Consider the following 16,222-nt stretch of genomic DNA (forward strand, 5'->3'; position numbering starts at 1 on the left):
TTATGGGGAAAATCTACGAGAAGCTGACAGACCGGCTGCGTGAGTTCATCTCCGCGCAGCCGGTCTACTTCGTGGCCACCGCCCCCGAGTCCGGCGGCCACGTCAACGTCTCACCCAAGGGCTACGCCGACACCTTCGCCATCCTCGACGACCTGACCGTCGCCTACCTCGACCTCGACGGCTCCGGTGTCGAGACCATCGCCCACCTGCGCGAGAACGGCCGCGTCACGGTCATGTTCTGCGCCTTCCAGGGGCCGCCCAAGATTGTCCGCCTGTACGGCACCGGCCGCGTCGTCACCCACACCGACCCGGAGTTCCCCGGCCTGCTCACACGCTTCGGACCGCATCCGGGCGTGCGGTCGATCATCGTGATCAGCTGCGACCGCATCTCCGACTCGTGCGGCTACGCCGTACCCTTCATGGCCTTCGAGGACGACCGCGCACTGCTCGACCAGTGGTCGGAACGCAAGGACGTGCAGCAGAAGCGCGCCTACCGCGCCAAGAACAACAGGGAGAGCATCGACGGGCTGCCCGCCCTGAATCCCGCGGAAACCGACCCCGTCACCACTCGCTCCTGACCTTCTTCGGCCCCTGGCCGGCGGCCGGCCACGCGCTGGGGCGCTTCCACCCGCCTCCCCCGGCCAGACTCCATCCCGCGCCCCCGCCTCTCGCTGTCCACCCGCTCCTGTACGCCTCCCCCCATCTCCCGCCTGACGGGCAGAACGCTGTTCGACGTGGCCGATAAGGTCATCCCTGAACTGATCCGGTCGTTAGGGTGGCTGCCATGCTCGTCCCCCTCCTGGCCGCAGGCTCCCTCATCCTCGGCGGCACATCCGCCGCCCCGGAAGCCGCGGCCTGGAGGGTCCGGGAGCCTGCGGTGTCCGGATCGCCGGCGACGCCGAGCCTGGCACCTGCGCGAGCTCAGCGGGCGGCCGTCCGCTATGCCGGGCTCGCCTCCTGTCCCGGCGCGAACGGCAAGCGGCACGTCTGCAGCCCCTGGCGGCTGTGGTTGCGCGGCGGCAAGACGCTCGACCTGCCCGACGCGCAGGTCCGCTCCCTCGACGCCAGAGGACGCGAACAGGCCCTCCGGGCTCCCATCTCCGTCGACCCCTACGGCCGGCATGTCGCCTATTTCGCCACCACCAACCATCGCCTGGTGGTCAGGAACGTCCCGTCAGGCAAGCGCACCCCCGTCCCCGGCCAGGCCGGCCGCCTGCCGTACGGCCTGCGCATGTCGGACGTCACCCTTCGGCTCGGCCCGCATGGTCGCTTCCTGGTCGTCGACCCCGTCCTCAGCAGCACCCAGCGCCCTCCCACCGTCATCGAGGTGGCCACCGGAAAGACGTGGCCCCTTCCCCCACCCGCCCGCGTCCAGGGATTCAGCCCCGACGGGCGACTGCTGCGGCTGGTGCTCGACATGAAGGAGACCGCCGTCTACCGTCCGGGCGCTGCCGTTCCGTCGGCGGGCGTTCCGTTGAAGGGATGGGGCGCCCTGGCTCCCGGCGGCGCGACGCTCGCCGCAGCCGCCCGCGAGGGCTCACGCGTTTCGGTACGGTTCCACGACCCGGTACGGCACGACGGCCCCGCCGGCACGACGGAGCCGCGAACGCCGGTGCGAGTGAAGGTTCCCGCCGCGGAGCAGCCCCGGATGCTGACCTGGGACTCCTCGACGCGGCTCACCCTGCTGACCTTCGCCGAGCCACGCACCTACGTCGCGCGGTCGATCGACCTGCGGGACGCGTCGGCACGCCTGGTGGACCGCTTCACGCTCAGCCGGGACACCTGGGACGTCCACCTGGCCGGCGACTGACCCACGAGGCCGCCGCACGCCGAGGTTCAGCGGCGGTAGCCCGCCATCCGCTCCAGCCGGGCGACCCGCTCGGCCGTGGACGGGTGAGTGGAGAACATCCGCCCCAGCCCGCTCCCGCTGAACGGGTTGGCGATCATCATGTGCGACGCCGACGTCAACCGGCTGTTCTCCGGCAGCGGCAACCGCCTGACCCCCATCTCGATCTTGCGCAGGGCCGACGCCAGCGCGAGCGGGTCGCCGGTCAGCCGCGCCCCCGACTCGTCGGCGTGGAACTCTCGCGTCCGCGCGACCGCCATGTGCACCATGCCCGCCGCCACGGGCCCGAGCAGCATCATGAGCAGCGCCCCGAGGAAGCCCGGCCCCTCGTCGTCGTCCGACCCGCCGAAGAACACCGCCACGTAGCTCAGCCAGGTGATCATCGTGGCCAGCGCTCCGGCCACGGACGAGATCAGGATGTCCCGGTTGTAGACGTGTGACAGCTCGTGCCCGATCACCCCGCGCAACTCGCGCTCGTCGAGCAACTGTGTCAACCCGTAGGTCACGCACACCACCGCGTTACGCGGATTGCGTCCGGTCGCGAAGGCGTTGGGCTGGACCGTCGGCGAGATGTACAGCCGCGGCATCGGCTGCCTGGCCTCGGTGGACAGCTCGCGCACGATCCGGTACAGGGTCGGCTGCTCGACCTCGCTCAACGGTCTGGCCCGCATGGCCGACAGGGCGATCCGGTCCGAGAAGAAGTAGGCGACCCCACTACCGGCCAGCGCGAGCAAAACCGCCAGCTGGACGCCTGTGCCGCCGCCCAGCCATGCCCCCACCGCGATCATCGACGCGGAGAGCAGCCCCAGCAGGAGGGCCGTACGCAGACCGTTGTGATGCAAGGGTTCCCCCCTTCCGAGGTGTGGGCTCACCTGTACCAACGTCGATGCCCACGCCGAGCGTTCCCGACCGCCGCGACCTGTGGGAATGGAGTGGTTACAGTGCGGCTACATCGAGGACCAGCTGGGGCGCGACGGAGAACAGCACCGCCACCGCGAACGTCACGCCGATCGCCACCCACACGGCCGCCGGCTGACCCGTACGGCGCTGGGCGTCGCCGGTCGGCTCGGCCGCGGGGGCGAACAGACGCGCGGTCCACACGATGTAGTAGTAGAGGCCGATGACCGTGTTGACGGCCATGACCACGGCCAGCCAGCCGAGACCGCCGTTGACGATCTCACGGAAGACGACGACCTTGGCGAACAGGCCCGCGAGGCCAGGGGGCAGGCCGGCCAGGCAGATCAGGCTGAACGCCAGCGCCAGCGCGGCCGCCGGGCGCCTGAACACCAGCCCGCGGTAGTCGTCGATCTCGTTGCCCGGACTGGTCCTGGACACCAGCATGACCACCGCGAACGCCCCGAGGTTCATGGCCGCGTAGAACACCAGGTACGCCACCGACGCCCCGGCCGCCAGCCCGCCGTTCCTCGCCACCGTGATCACCGCGAGCGGCGCGAGGATGTAACCGGACTGCGCGACGGAGGACCACGCCAGCAGCCGTACGGCGGAGCGCTGCCGCATCGCCAGGAGGTTGCCCACCGTCATCGTGAGCGCCGAGACGATGGCGACGATGGGCGCCCAGGTCCGCGTCTGCCCGTGCAGCGCGCTCGTCAGGACGAGGATGAGCCCCGCGAACCCCGCCGCCTTGGAGACGACCGAGAGCAGCGCGGCCACGGGGATCGGCGCGCCCTGGTAGACGTCGCCCGCCCAGGAGTGGAACGGCACAGCGGCGATCTTGAAGGCGAACCCCGCCACCACGAGCACCACTCCGACGGTCACCACCATGGGCAGGCCCGTGGTGATCTCCAGCGCCGAGGCGTAGCCGGCGGCGGATCCCTGCTGTCCGGCGGGCACCGCGCCGCCCACGACCGCTGACATGTGCACGCCGTCCAGAGCCCCGCCCAGACCGGCCCCGCCCAACGCCCCATTCGGGCCGGCCCCGCCCGACGCCGCCCACAAGCCGGACCCGCCCGACGCTGGCCTCGGGCCGGCCCCGCCCAACGCCCCGCCCGGGGCGGACCCGCCCGACGCCGCCCTCAGGGCGGATGCGCCCAACGCCTCGCCCAGGCGCGACAGGTGGACGGTGCCGCTCATGCCGTAGAGCAAGGAGACGCCGAACAGCATGATCGCCGTGGACACCACGGAGACCAGGAAGAGCTTGACCGCGGCCTCGGAGGCCCTGCCGTCGTAGCGTTTGAGCGCTGTCAGCGCGAAGACCGGCAGCGAGACCAGCTCGAGGGCGACGACCAGCATGATCAGGTCACGCGAGGCGGGCAGGGTGGCGGCGCCGACGAGCGTGCAGAGCAGCAGGAAGTACCACTCCCCGACCGGGATGCGGCCACCCGCCAGCTCGGTCATCGACAGCAGCACGACCACCGCTCCGGCGACGAGCGCCAGCCCCGCCAGGACGAGCGTGAACGTGTCGACCACGAACGAGCAGGCCGGAGGACCCTGGCCCGCCAGGTCCGGTGGGACGCAGAACGTCCGCAGGGTTCGGCCCCCCAACGCCTGCGCCACGACGAACCCGAGCGCGACCGCGACACCGGTGAGGGACACGACTCCGAGCGCCGTCCGGACCGCCGCCGAGTGCGGCAGGAAAGCGTCGAGCAGCAGCACCAACCCCGCGACCACGGTCAGGACCAGCGGCGGCGCGATGGCGAAGTAGTCGATCGTCTGGATCACGACGCCACCGCCCTCCGCTGCCGAGCCCAGCGGAACCTGCTCACCCGTGCAACCGTGGGAAGCACGAGCGCCTGGCGAGCAGAGGAGATCGCAGCCGCCTGGCCGGCAGGAGGAGACAGGGCGGTCATGGCGTGCCTCCCAGCAGCATCTGGACGGCGGGCGTGGTCAGCGCCAGGAGCGCCTTCGGCCAGAGCCCGAAGACAAGAGTCAGCACGACGAGCGGCACCCACGCCACGAACTCGTATCCCCGCACGTCGAGCCCGCTGCGGTCGAGCGTGGCGACGGCCGCGCCCTGGTCGCCTTCCCGTGCCTCGGCCCCGCTCCGGTCCGGCGCGGAGACAGCCGTGTCTTCGCCGCCGGGCCCGCCCCTGGCGGGTCGTGCCATGTCGGGGCCGCCCCGCGCGCCTTGCGCCGCGACCAGTTCGCCGTGGTCGTCTCGCGCGACGTCAGGGCCGCCCTGGTCGAACGGGGCGGCGGCGAGTGCCTGGTCACCCTGTGGGCGCACCTCCGCCGGCTGCCCGTGCGTGACACGGGACAGCATGGTGAGGAAGTACGCGGCGGTCAGCACCGCGCCGATCCCGCCGATCGCCATGTACGCCAGGAAGAGCGGCCTGGGCAGCCCGGGTGCCGGTTGGAAGGCGCCCAGGAGCGCCAGCATCTCGCCCCAGAACCCGGCCAGCCCCGGCAGCCCGAGCGAGGCGATGGACGCGAAGGTGAGCAGCGAGCCCAGGTGGCGGTAGCGGGCCAGCATGCCGCCGCCGAGGGTGGGCATGTCGGCCGTGCCGTACCTTTCCTTGACGGCACCGGCCAGGAAGAACAGCAGGCCGGTGATCAGGCCGTGGGCGACGTTGGCGAACAGGGCGCCGTTGATGCCGACGGTGGTCAGCGTGGCGAAGCCGAGCAGGACGAAGCCCATGTGGCCGATGGAGGAGTAGGCGATCATCCGTTTGAGGTCGGTCTGGGCGAGACAGGCCAGCGCGCCGTAGACGATGCCGACGACGGCGAAGGCGCCCAGCCACGGGGCGACGGTGGCGGCGCCCTCGGGCAGGACGGGGATGGCGATCCTGGCGAAGCCGTACGTGCCCATCTTGAGCAGCACACCCGCCAGCAGCACCGAGCCGACGGTCGGCGCCTCGGTGTGCGCGTCGGGGAGCCAGGTGTGCAGGGGCCACATCGGGGTCTTGACCGCCAGGCCGAGGCCGATCGCGACGAAGGCGAGCACCTGTACCGAGCGCGACAGTCCGGCGCCGTGCGCCTGGGTCAGGGCCACGATGTCGAGCGTGCCGGTCTGCGTCCAGATCAGCAGCAGGCCGAGCAGCAGCACGACCGACCCGAGCAGGGTGTAGAGGATGAACTTGATCGCTGCGGCGCGGCGCCCCTGACCGCCCCAGATGGCGATCACGAAGTACATCGGGATGAGCACGACCTCGAAGAACACGAAGAACAGCAGCAGGTCGAGGGCGAGGAACGTGCCGAGCATGCCGACTTCGAGGACGAGCAGGGTGAACAGCAGGGCCCTGGGGCGCGCGGGCAGGTGGCCGGGGCTCCAGCACAGGTAGACGAAGCAGAGGAACGTCAGGAGTGCGGTGAGGACGACGAGTGGCAGGGAGATGCCGTCGACTCCCAGGTGGAAACGCAGGCCGAGGCCGGGGATCCAGGGCAGGTCGACGGTGAACTGGGGCCGCGCCGCCTGGCCGTACGCGAAGGTCGCCGCGAGCATGACCGCGAGCGCGAGAGTGAGACCCGAGACGGCGAGGCCGATGGGCCGGAGACGGCCCGCCGCGGCGGGCACGAGCAGGACGCCGGCGCCGAGCAGCGGCACCGCGAGCAGCGCGACGGACAGCCAGGTCATCCGAGCACCACCGCCCCCACCGCGATCAGCAGGACGCCCGCGAGGACGCCGCTGACGTAGAGCTGCACGTTGCCGTTCTGCGCCAGGCGCAGCAGGCCGGAGGCTCCCTGCGTGGTACGGCCCGAGCCGCGCACCGCGCCGTCGACCACCCTGTCGTCGGTCCGCACCACCAGCCCGGCCAGCGCCAGGACAGGCCGGACGAACAGCGCGTTGTAGACGGTGTCGATGTAGAAGGCCCGTTCGGCCGGCACCCGGAGCGGGCCGAGGATCTTGGCGGGATCGGCCAGCGGGTCGCCGCGCCACACCGCGTAGACGATGCCGGCGCCCAGCAGCGCGAGCGCGACGCTGATGGCCGCGGTGCCCCAGCTGAGGTGGCCGGCGCCGAGGAAACCAAGCCCCAGGGCGGGGACGGCGAGCACCACCACAGGGCCGAGCATGGAGGGCGGCGCCTCGCGGGTGTCGACGACGTGGGCGGTGCCGGGCTGCGGTTCGGGCAGGGCCAGCGACCGTTCCCGGCCGAAGAAGGTGCGCAGCCATGCGCGGGTGGCGTAGGCGCCGGTGACGGCGACCGTCGCCAGCGCGCACGCGTAGAGGAGCAGGCCGGCGGCGTCGGTGAGCGTGCCGGCGCCGACCGCGTGTTCGACGGCGGCCAGCACGCCGTCCTTGCTGAAGAAACCGCTGGTCGGCGGCAGGCCCATGAGCGCGGCGAAGCCGATCGTCATGGCGACGAACGTGACGCGCAGCTCGCGCCGGAGGCCGCCCATCTGGCTCATCAGGTTGGAGCCGACGTGGTGGATGACCGCGCCCGCGCACAGGAACAGCAGCGCCTTGAACGCTCCGTGAGTGAGCAGGTGGAAGATCGCCGCGGTGTCGGACCCCGCGGCGAGCGCGGCGGCCATGAAGGCGAGCTGGCTGATGGTGGAGTAGGCCAGCACGCGTTTGAGGTCGTCATGGGCGAGGGCGGCCAGCGCCGCTCCGAGCATGCCGAGCGCGGCGAGCACGGCCAGGACGTCGAGCGTGGGCGGCGCGGCGAGGAACACCGGGAAGAGCCGGGCGACCAGGAAGATCCCGGCCGCGACCATCGTGGCGGCGTGGATGAGCGCGCTGATCGGCGTCGGGCCCGCCATCGCGTCGGGCAGCCAGGTGTGCAGCGGCACCTGCGCGCTCTTGCCCGCGACCCCCGCCAGCAGCAGCATCGTCGCGGTGACGACGGTGGCGGTCGGCAACTCGGGCACCTTCGCGATCACGTCGTCGATCCTGAAGCTGCCCGCCGACAGGCCGAGGACGAAGATGCCGAACAGGAAACCCACGTCGCCGAGCCGGGTGACCAGGAAGGCCTTGACCGCGGCTCTGGAGTTGGCGCGCTCCTCCCACCAGTGGCCGATCAGCAGGTAGGAGCAGAGCCCCATGATCTCCCAGCCGACGTAGAGGAGGAGCAGGTCGCCCGCGTAGACGACCAGCAGCATGGCGCTGGTGAACAGGCTGATGAACGCGCTGTAGGACGGGTAGCGGGGATCGTCCTTCAGGTAGCCGATCGAGTAGATCTGGACGGCGAGCGCGACGATCGTGACCAGGACGGCGACGATCGAGGAGAGCTGGTCGGCCTGCAGGGTCAGCGCGATGGGGACCCCGCCGGTCTCGATCGTGCCGTACGTGGCGCCCGCGCGGGCGGTCTGGCCCTGGGCCGGCTCGGCGGCCAGGCGGTCGAAGAAGGCGAACCCCTGGCCTGCCGCCAGCCAGAACGCCAGCACCGCGGCGGCGGTGGCCGGGACCACCGCGAACCACGCGGCCCTGCGGTTGGCCTTGGCGTCGGCGCTTTCCAGCGCGGGGTGGACGGCCGAGCCGTACGGCAGGTCATGGCCGGACACCGCCTGGGGCGCGCCGGTGCGCGGGATGTGGCCCCGCGGCCAGCGGGACAGCAGCAGGCCGGCGGCGGCCGCCAGGAACGGCAGGACGATGATGATCGCCGGGAAGGAGTCGACGTAGCTGCGGCTCACTGGGCTCTCCCTCGGCTCGCACGCTCTCCTGGCCTGGGGGCACCTGGTGCACCGTCGCCTGTGGCCGGCGCGCCTTCGCCACCCTCCGGGACACCTTCGCCGCTTTCCGGGACACCTTCGTCACGCGACGGGACCCCTTCGCCACCCGGCGGGACACCTTCGCCGCCCTCTGGGAAACCTTCGCCACCCTCCGGAGGCGCCGCGCGGCCCTCCCCTGCCGGGTTTTCCTGGCTCGGCGCCTCCTGGCTCTGCGCCGTCTGGCTCGGGGCCCCCTGGCTCTGCGCCGCCTGGCTCAAGCTCACCTGACCTGGGCCCTCGTCGCCCGGGCCCTCCTGACCCGAGTTCACCTGACCCGGGCCCTGCTGACCCGAACTCGCCTGACGCGAACTCACCTGACCCGAGCTCACCTGACGCGAGCTCACCTGGTCCTGGCCCTCCTGGACCGGGTGCGGTGGGGACGGACTCGGGGTGGTGAGGCGCGCGACGGCGTCGAGTTCGGACAGGTCGCGGAGCCGGTCGAGGTCGACGGTCTTGCGGTTACGGTAGACGGCCAGGACGATGGCCAGCCCGACGCCGAGCTCGGCGGCGGCGATCACGATGACGAACAGTGTGAGCACCTGTCCGCCATGGAGCCGGTCGCGCAGCCAGACGTCGAAGGCGACCAGGTTGAGGTTGACCGCGTTGAGCATCAGCTCGACCGACATCAGCACCAGGATGGTGTTGCGGCGGGCGAGCACGCCGTACACACCGATGGAGAAGAGCAGCGCGGAGACGACGGCCGGGTAGACGATGTGCACTACTTCCCCCTGCTCTCGGCGGTCGGGGGCGTGTCGTCCGGTCTGATGTCGGTGCGCGAGATCACGATGGCGCCGACCAACGCGGCGAGCAGCAGGACCGAGAGCGCCTCGAACGGCAGCACCCACGTGCGGAAGACGCTCGCGCCGAGCTCTCCCGCCGCACCGCCGCCGGGCTCGAGCGGGGTGTAGGCGTGGCGGAAGCCGTCGATGACCACCGCGACCAGCACGCCCGCCGTCGCCAGCGCGACCACGGCGGCCACGATTCTGTTGCCGCTGTCGAGGTCGGCCGACCTGCCGATGGGTGCGCGGGTGAGCATGATGCCGAACAGCAGCAGCACCACGACCGCGCCGACGTAGATGAGCACCTGCACCCACGCGACGAACTCGGCGGTCAGCACGAGGTAGCACCCGGCGAGCGCGCCGAAGGAGACCACGAGCCAGAGGGCGGCATGGACGAGTTGCCTGGTGGTCACGACGAGCAGTGCGGATCCGACCGCCACCGCACCCAGGAGCAGGAAGACGATTTCTTGCCCTGTGGGGGACAGGTAGGAAGGCACCGCCGCGGTCACTAGTCCTCCTCGGGCTCCTGTGTCTCGTGACGCTTCAGCCCGCCCGGCGGACGGATGGAACGCGGATCGACCATCCGTCGCCTGCGCGGCTCGGTGGCAGCAGTCTGCTCCGCCGATTCCGGCGGCGACGACGACGCGCCGGAACCTGTGGAAAACTCTTCGTCCGGCGAGCGGCCTGTGGATGAACCTGTTTGCGGGGGCTGCGGCGGGGCGGGCAGCGCTCCCGGCGGGCGGATGCCGCGCACGTTGCTCATCCGGGCGGAACGGGGACGTGCCTCGCGCTGGGCCTGTCCGGCTGCGGGCGCCGCCCCGGGCTGCTGGCTCTCACCGCTCCTGTCCTCGCCGGTCCGGCCCTGGGCCCGGTCCGTGGCGTCTTGCCCCGTCTGTTCGGCGCCGCGCGTCCCGCCTGCCGCGGTCTCGGACGTGCGCGCCGCGCTCTCCGCGGCCTCGGGCTTACTCGTGCCGCTCTTCTCGGCCTCGGACGTGCTCGTCCCGCTCTCCGCGGTCTTGGGCGTGCCGAACCTACGCGGTGGCGCGGTTTCGGGCGTGCCCGATGCTCCCGGTGCGACTCCGGCGCCGGTCTCCGGCGTGATGCCGGTCTCCCCGAGCTGGACTCCCGGTGCGGCCTCCGACGTGCCGGATGTTCTTGGTGCGGCCTCTCGCGGGCCCGATGCTTCCGGTGCGACGCCAGCCGCTCCTCCAGCCGTGCGCCCGGCGGCACCGGTCACTTCCGCTGGTCCTCCGGTTCGGTGTGCGGAGGTCTCGCCCGGCGTCGTCTCGGCTCGGGCCGTCGCCGCGCGTTCGGCAGGTGTCTCGGCCGGTGCCGTTCCTTCCGCACGGCCGCGCGCCGTCGCCCTCTCCCCCGTACGGCCGGCCGCAGCCCGCCCGGCTCCCTCGCCACGAACCACAGCCGACCCGGCTCCCTCGCCACGAGCCGGAGCCCGACCGGCTCCCTCGCCGCGGGGCGGAGCAGCGCCCTCCCCCGTACGGCCGGGCGCGCCGCCCGCCGTACGGGTCGGCCGGACGGTCGCCGCGAGCTCCTTGGGCGGCTCGGCTCCCACCTCGTGTGCGGGAGGCGGCGGCACGGCCTGCGTCCACTCCCGCAGCCTGTCCTTCTCGTGCAGGAGGTTCCTGATGTCCCCCTCGGCGTACTCGAACTCCGGCGCCCAGAACAGCGCGTCGAACGGGCACACCTCGATGCAGATCCCGCAGTACATGCACAGCGCGAAGTCGATCGCGAACCTGTCGAGCACGTTGCGCTGCCTGGGCCTGCCGCCCTCGGGCGCGGGCAGTGTCTCCTTGTGCGAATCGATGTAGATGCACCAGTCGGGACACTCGCGGGCGCACAGCATGCAGGAGGTGCAGTTCTCCTCCACCAGCGCGATGACACCGCGGCTACGGGCGGGCAGCTCCGGCCGGACCTCGGGATACTGCTGGGTCACGGACCTGCGCAGCATGTGGCGAAGGGTGACCGAAAGCCCCTTCACCAGCCCTACTCCAGGTATCCGTGCCATGATTCAACATCATGACGCACTATGCGTCGCAGGTGAATCCATCAGCCTGTTGTCCCCAAGGTTTTCCACAGTCATCCACAGGATACGTGCGGGTTATCCACAGCCGCCGTCCACACCCCTGCTTATGTCGCCGCTACCCGATACTCTCTCGCCCATGCCGCACCCCCGCCCCCACCAACCCAGCGCCGGAGCCTGGACGGCCGCCGTCGCCTGGGCCGTGGTCCCGTTGCTCACGTGCGGCCTGGCCACGCCGTTCACCATCGGGTTCGCGGCGTTCTGGCTGCAGAGCAAGTGGCTCGTCATCTCCGCCGCCCTGTACGGCGCCTGCGTCAGCGCGTTCATGATCGTCGTGTGGAGCTACGACGACATCTCGCACGCGCCCGACTGGCTGTTCGGGCTCGTCGGGCTGTGCCTGATGGCGAGCTGGATCGGCGGAGTTATCCACAGCGGCATCCTCGTCCCCCTGATGGCGAGAGGGCGGTCCGGATCCGCCCCTGCGCCCACGCCCCCGGCCGGCACCATGCCCGGCCACCTGCCCGGCCGCATGCCCGGCCGCATGCCCGGCTCCATGCCCGGCCCCCCGCCCGGCACCATGCGTCCTCGGCCGCTGCCCGTGCACGACCGCGCCACCCACCCCACAGGCCACGCGCGGCGCGCGGGCGAGCCCGAGTGGATCGGCCACTATCGCGTGCTGCGCCTCCTGGGCCGCGGCGGCCAGGGCGCGGTCTACCTCGCCGCCGCGCCCAACGGCACCCGGGTGGCCGTCAAGGTGCTCCACGATCTGGGCGACGAGCACGCGCGCAGCCGGTTCGCCCGCGAGGTCGACGCCGCCCGCAGGGTCGCCACGTTCTCCACAGCCAGGCTGCTCGACGTCAGCATCGCCCCTGACCTGGCCTACACAGTGAGCGAGTACGTGGCGGGGCCCTCGCTCGAGCAGCTCGTCCGCGACCGGGGGCCGCGCGACGAGGACAGCCTGACCAGGCTCGCGCTGGCCACGTCCGGGGCGCTGGCGGCCATCCACAAGGCGGGAGTCGTCCACCGTGACTTCAAGCCCAGCAACGTCCTGATCGGCTCCGACGGTCCCCGCGTGATCGACTTCGGGATCGCGCGCTCGCTCGACCACTCCACGATGACCGGCAAGATGGCGGGCACTCCGCCGTACATGTCGCCCGAGCAGCTGTCCGGCACGCCCGTCGGCCCGCCGTCCGACGTCTTCAGCTGGGCGGTGACGATGACCTTCGCGGCGACGGGGCGTCCCGCGTTCGGCGAGGACACCGTGCCGGCCGTCTTCAACCGGGTGCTCAACCTGCACCCCGACCTGTCGCCGCTCCCGCCGTCGTTACGCGGCGTGGTGGGGCCCGCGCTGGCCAAGTCGCCCTCGGAGCGCCCCACCGCCGCCGAGATCATGCTGGCCATCGTCCAGTGACCCTGGCCTGCTTCGCCTGCTTGGCAAACTGGTCCATGCGTGCCCTGAGCTCGGCCTCCCTGCGCGCGGCCGAGAGCCGCACCTCGTGGTCGCTGTCCTCGATCGCGTGCCGTACCCGCAGTTCTTCCTTGTGCAGCCGGATTTCGCCGTCTCCTGTTCGCAGCCGTTCGTCGAGCCGCAGGTCGTTGTCGTGGAGGCGCTCCTTGCTCTCGCGCTGGGCGGCGAGCCGCCGATCGTAGGCGCTGGGCTTGCTGATCAGCTTGGTGAGCACCGGAAAGCAGTCGATGACGATCAGCAGGCCGGCCAGCACCAGGTGCGCCCAGAAGACCGCCCAGTTGGCGGCGGTCAGGCTGCTCAGCGCGCGGAACTGCTCCAGCAGCCCGTCGTCCGCGCCAGTAACCGTTGCCCAGCCGGCCGGTGAAATCCTGGCCGGCGCCCGTGCTGAGGCACTCCTTGCCCTCCAGCGCGCCTACGAGGTTTCCAGCTTCCTGAGCCCGGCCACTTCCTTCTGCCGCTGGTCCCGCTGCGCGATGGTGGCTTCGAGCGTCCGGGTGTCGGCCCACGGGACATCGAGCTTGAACTCGTCGCAGCCGGTGGAGCTAATGGTCCCAGCCCGGATCCGGCACGCCCTGGTGGATGAGCACGTCCCCCGGCCGGCGCATTCTCGCCGGGGCCAGCGCGAGGAGTTCGGCGCCCACGTCGACGGCCAGCCGATCCATCAGCGTGCCCGACGGCCACACGGTCATCCCGCGGCGACCTTGACGACACCCGTGATCGCCAGCTGCAGCAGGGCGAGCGGGACCAGTCCCACCCAGGCGAGGCGCTGCAACTGGTCCTCCCGGAGCCGGGGGAAGCTGACCCGCAGCCAGATCACCAGGAACGCCAGCGCGAACACCTTGAGGAAGGTCCACACCACGCCGGGCAGCAGCGGGCCGTGCCAGCCGCCCAGGAACAGCACCGTCGTGAGGAGGCACAGGACCACGATGCCGACGTACTCGGACAGCATGAACAGGGCGAACCGCATGCCTGTGTACTCGGTCATCGGACCCATGATGATCTCGGACTCGGCGATGGGCATGTCGAACGGCGGGCGGCGCAGCTCGGCGAGTCCGGCGAGGAAGAAGACCACCCCGCCGATCGCCTGCCAGGGCAGCCACCACCACTGCCATGCCTCGACGATGCCGTGCAGGGAAAGCGTGCCCGCCGCCATGGCCACGGACGACGCCGACAGGACCAGGGGAAGCTCGTAGGACATGAGCTGGGCGGCCGCGCGCATCCCGCCGAGTACCGAGTACTTGTTGGCCGAGGCCCACCCGGCCATGATCGCGCCGAGCACGCCGATGCCCATGACCGCGAGGACGTAGAACAGGCCGAGGTCGAGGTCCACGGCGACGAGGCCGGGGCCGATGGGGATGACGATCAGGACGAGCAGGTAGGGGACGAGCGCGACGCCCGGCGCGATCTGGAAGACGCGCCGGTCGGCGGCGGCGGGGATGACGTCCTCCTTCTGGGCGAACTTGACGCCGTCGGCGATGAGCTGGGCCCAGCCGTGGAAGCCGCCGGCGTACATGGGGCCGAGGCGTGACTGCATGTGGGCCATGACCTTGTGCTCGGTCTGGCCGACGATCAGCGGCAGGAGCAGGAAGACGAGCAGGATGACGACGAAGCTCAGGACGATGTCGAGGACTTCACCCATCAGGCTCCTCCACGGGCGCGGGCGGTGCGGGAGACGACGGTCGGGGTGGCTGGGCGGCGGGGGCGGTGCCCGCCCAGTCGGCGGGTACGCCGGGCGGGAGCGTCTTGCGGCGGCTCGGTGCGCCGTGGCCGGACTCGCCCGGCTCCTTGGCCCCTGGCCAGGGCTTGGCGACCCTCGCCGCCAGCACGAAGTCCTTCCGCAGCGGATGCCCTTCGAAGCCGTCGGGCAGCAGCAGCGGCACCAGGTAGGGGTGCTCCTCGAAGACCACCCCGAACATCTCGAACGTCTCCCGCTCGTGCCAGTTGGCTCCCCGGTACACGCCGACAGCGGACGGCAGGCGCGGGTCGGCACGGGAGACCGTCGTCCGCAACAGCAGCCGGTCGCGCGTGGACGGGTTGTAGACGTGCGCGACGATCCCGAACGCGTCCGGCGGTTCGTCCACGCCGGTCAGCCAGTCGAAGAACTCGTAGCCGGTGTCCCGGCAGAACGTCAGCAGTTCGATCCAGTCGGCCGGGGCCACGTCGACGGTGCGCTCGCCCCACGACTCGCTGAGCTGCGCCCGGTCCCCGAAATGCGCGCTGAGCGTCACGCGTCCTCCTGGCCGGGAAGGGACAGGACGTAACGGTCGCCGAGCCGTTCCGCCGCGATCTTCTCCTGGAGCTTCATGATGCCGTGCAGCAGCGCCTCCGGCCTGGGCGGGCAGCCGGGGACGTAGACATCGACGGGAATGATCTGGTCGACTCCCTTGGTCACGCAGTAGGAGTCCCAGTACGGGCCGCCGGTGTTGGAGCAGGCGCCGAAGGAGATGACGTACTTGGGATCGGGCATCTGCTCGTAGAGGCGCTTGACGGCGGGGGCCATCTTGTCGGTGACGGTCCCGGAGACGATCATGAGGTCCGCCTGCCGGGGGCCGTTCGCGAACGGGATCACGCCGAAGCGGATGAAGTCGTGCCTGCTCATCGAGGTGGCGATGAACTCGATCGCGCAGCACGCCAGCCCGAAGTTGAAGACCCACAGGGAGTAGCGCCGTCCCCAGTTGAGCACGAAGCGCATCGGCTTCGGCGCCAGCCGGGAGACCGGCCCCACAGTCGGCATCGGAAGATCGGCCATGTCGCCATTCTCCAACGCCTGGTGCCGGAGGAGTAGAGGGGCACCGCCACATCTCGGCCGGACCCGGCCGGACACGCTGTCCGATTGTTCGGCGGGCCGACCATCGAAAGGACACGTCGGCGATCACCCGGCTCAATGGTTTGGATACTCGCCCATCGAAATGCCAAGGGAGCGCCAAATATGAGGCCGCCGACACCACGCTCCGTCGCGACCGCCGCGGCGGGGTGTCCCTTGATCGTCACGGGCCCGCCGGCGACGGGCCGATCTCCCGGGAGGCCGACACCGGCGCGCCCGCAAGGAGGTCACGTCCAGGTGAGCACGCGCTTGCGCCAGGCGTAGACGATGCCGAGCGCGATGAACCCCAGGAACACGAACATCTCGACCAGCGTGGTCATCCCGTAGCCGGGAGCGGCGAAGACCGTCGCCCACGGGAAGAGGAACACCGCGTCGACGGCGAACACCACGTACAGGTAGGTGAAGACGTAGTAGCGGACCTGCGACTGCGCCCACCCCTCGCCGACGGGGTCGACGCCGCACTCGTAGGTGGTGAGCTTGTCGGCCGTCGGCCGGGAGGGGCGCAGCAGGCGGTTGGCCATGAGGGCGCCGGCCACGATGGCCACGCCGATGACGAACAGCGCGAAGACCAGCGCGTAGGAGCCGAAGTAGCCACCCATGTGCCGATCGTAACCCCGGCCAAAGCCTCTGTCCTCTTACTATCAAATCGGGGCAAAAGGGG

At 71.2% G+C, this 16,222-nt stretch carries 15 protein-coding genes and 1 pseudogene; 3 read left to right on the forward strand and 13 right to left on the reverse strand.

Going from position 1 to position 16,222, the window contains the following annotated elements; all coding sequences use genetic code 11:
- The first annotated feature begins 2 nt into the window (after positions 1–2).
- Together ACWDLG_RS01975 and ACWDLG_RS01980 are read left to right on the forward strand one after the other, a co-directional pair.
- Positions 3–578, forward strand: a complete 576-nt coding sequence (locus ACWDLG_RS01975) for a pyridoxamine 5'-phosphate oxidase family protein (RefSeq protein WP_449914962.1) — start codon at positions 3–5, stop codon at positions 576–578.
- Positions 579–784: 206 nt separating this feature from the next.
- The gene (locus ACWDLG_RS01980; protein WP_449914965.1) at positions 785–1,810 is read left to right on the forward strand and encodes a hypothetical protein; all 1,026 of its coding nucleotides are present in this window, start codon (positions 785–787) and stop codon (positions 1,808–1,810) included.
- Between the two features lie 26 nt (positions 1,811–1,836).
- Here ACWDLG_RS01980 and htpX read toward each other — a convergent pair whose 3' ends face one another.
- From htpX to ACWDLG_RS02015, 7 genes and pseudogenes are all read right to left on the reverse strand, one after another.
- Entirely contained in the window at positions 1,837–2,688 is an 852-nt protein-coding gene (gene htpX / locus ACWDLG_RS01985) for a zinc metalloprotease HtpX (RefSeq protein ID WP_354907611.1), read from the reverse strand.
- Positions 2,689–2,782: 94 nt separating this feature from the next.
- Positions 2,783–4,525, reverse strand: a complete 1,743-nt coding sequence (locus ACWDLG_RS01990) for an NADH-quinone oxidoreductase subunit N (protein WP_449914969.1) — start codon at positions 4,523–4,525, stop codon at positions 2,783–2,785.
- 124 nt (positions 4,526–4,649) lie between these two features.
- Positions 4,650–6,377 carry a complex I subunit 4 family protein gene (locus tag ACWDLG_RS01995; RefSeq protein WP_449914972.1) on the reverse strand — a complete coding sequence of 576 codons (1,728 nt, stop codon included), beginning with the start codon at positions 6,375–6,377 and terminating at the stop codon, positions 4,650–4,652.
- Positions 6,374–8,374: an NADH-quinone oxidoreductase subunit 5 family protein gene (locus tag ACWDLG_RS02000; protein WP_449914974.1), complete on the reverse strand. Its 2,001-nt coding sequence runs from the start codon at positions 8,372–8,374 to the stop codon at positions 6,374–6,376. The genes ACWDLG_RS01995 and ACWDLG_RS02000 overlap by 4 nt, the downstream gene beginning before the upstream one ends.
- A 515-nt stretch (positions 8,375–8,889) precedes the next feature.
- Positions 8,890–9,171, reverse strand: a pseudogene (nuoK, locus tag ACWDLG_RS02005) (NADH-quinone oxidoreductase subunit NuoK); the annotation flags it as partial.
- Positions 9,171–9,740 (reverse strand): NADH-quinone oxidoreductase subunit J family protein, encoded by a 570-nt coding sequence (locus ACWDLG_RS02010; RefSeq protein ID WP_449914977.1) that lies wholly within the window; start codon positions 9,738–9,740, stop codon positions 9,171–9,173. The gene ACWDLG_RS02010 and the pseudogene nuoK, both read right to left, overlap by 1 nt.
- Positions 9,740–11,197, reverse strand: a complete 1,458-nt coding sequence (locus tag ACWDLG_RS02015) for a 4Fe-4S binding protein (protein ID WP_449914979.1) — start codon at positions 11,195–11,197, stop codon at positions 9,740–9,742. The genes ACWDLG_RS02010 and ACWDLG_RS02015 overlap by 1 nt, the downstream gene beginning before the upstream one ends.
- A 211-nt stretch (positions 11,198–11,408) precedes the next feature.
- Here ACWDLG_RS02015 and ACWDLG_RS02020 point away from each other — a divergent pair, with 211 nt between their 5' ends.
- The gene (locus ACWDLG_RS02020) at positions 11,409–12,680 is read left to right on the forward strand and encodes a serine/threonine-protein kinase (protein WP_449914982.1); all 1,272 of its coding nucleotides are present in this window, start codon (positions 11,409–11,411) and stop codon (positions 12,678–12,680) included.
- On the opposite strand, the gene ACWDLG_RS02025 is transcribed toward ACWDLG_RS02020, so the two are convergent.
- The 6 genes from ACWDLG_RS02025 to ACWDLG_RS02050 all read right to left on the reverse strand — a co-directional run bounded on the left by ACWDLG_RS02025 (position 12,658) and on the right by ACWDLG_RS02050 (position 16,160).
- Positions 12,658–13,104, reverse strand: coding sequence for a DUF4407 domain-containing protein (locus tag ACWDLG_RS02025; protein ID WP_449916166.1), 447 nt, complete (start codon positions 13,102–13,104; stop codon positions 12,658–12,660). The genes ACWDLG_RS02020 and ACWDLG_RS02025 overlap by 23 nt on opposite strands.
- 175 nt (positions 13,105–13,279) lie before the next feature.
- Entirely contained in the window at positions 13,280–13,426 is a 147-nt protein-coding gene (locus ACWDLG_RS02030; protein WP_449914985.1) for a hypothetical protein, read from the reverse strand.
- On the reverse strand, positions 13,423–14,376 hold the full coding sequence (gene nuoH, locus ACWDLG_RS02035; protein WP_354907632.1) for an NADH-quinone oxidoreductase subunit NuoH: 954 nt from the start codon (positions 14,374–14,376) through the stop codon (positions 13,423–13,425). Before nuoH ends, ACWDLG_RS02030 begins: the two co-directional genes overlap by 4 nt.
- Positions 14,369–14,965 carry an NADH-quinone oxidoreductase subunit C gene (locus ACWDLG_RS02040; RefSeq protein ID WP_449914988.1) on the reverse strand — a complete coding sequence of 199 codons (597 nt, stop codon included), beginning with the start codon at positions 14,963–14,965 and terminating at the stop codon, positions 14,369–14,371. The genes nuoH and ACWDLG_RS02040 overlap by 8 nt, the downstream gene beginning before the upstream one ends.
- Positions 14,962–15,486 carry an NADH-quinone oxidoreductase subunit B gene (locus ACWDLG_RS02045; protein WP_449914990.1) on the reverse strand — a complete coding sequence of 175 codons (525 nt, stop codon included), beginning with the start codon at positions 15,484–15,486 and terminating at the stop codon, positions 14,962–14,964. Before ACWDLG_RS02045 ends, ACWDLG_RS02040 begins: the two co-directional genes overlap by 4 nt.
- Positions 15,487–15,788: 302 nt before the next feature.
- Positions 15,789–16,160: an NADH-quinone oxidoreductase subunit A gene (locus tag ACWDLG_RS02050; RefSeq protein WP_354907636.1), complete on the reverse strand. Its 372-nt coding sequence runs from the start codon at positions 16,158–16,160 to the stop codon at positions 15,789–15,791.
- Positions 16,161–16,222: the final 62 nt, after the last annotated feature.

This window comes from Nonomuraea sp. NPDC003727 (assembly GCF_053586935.1).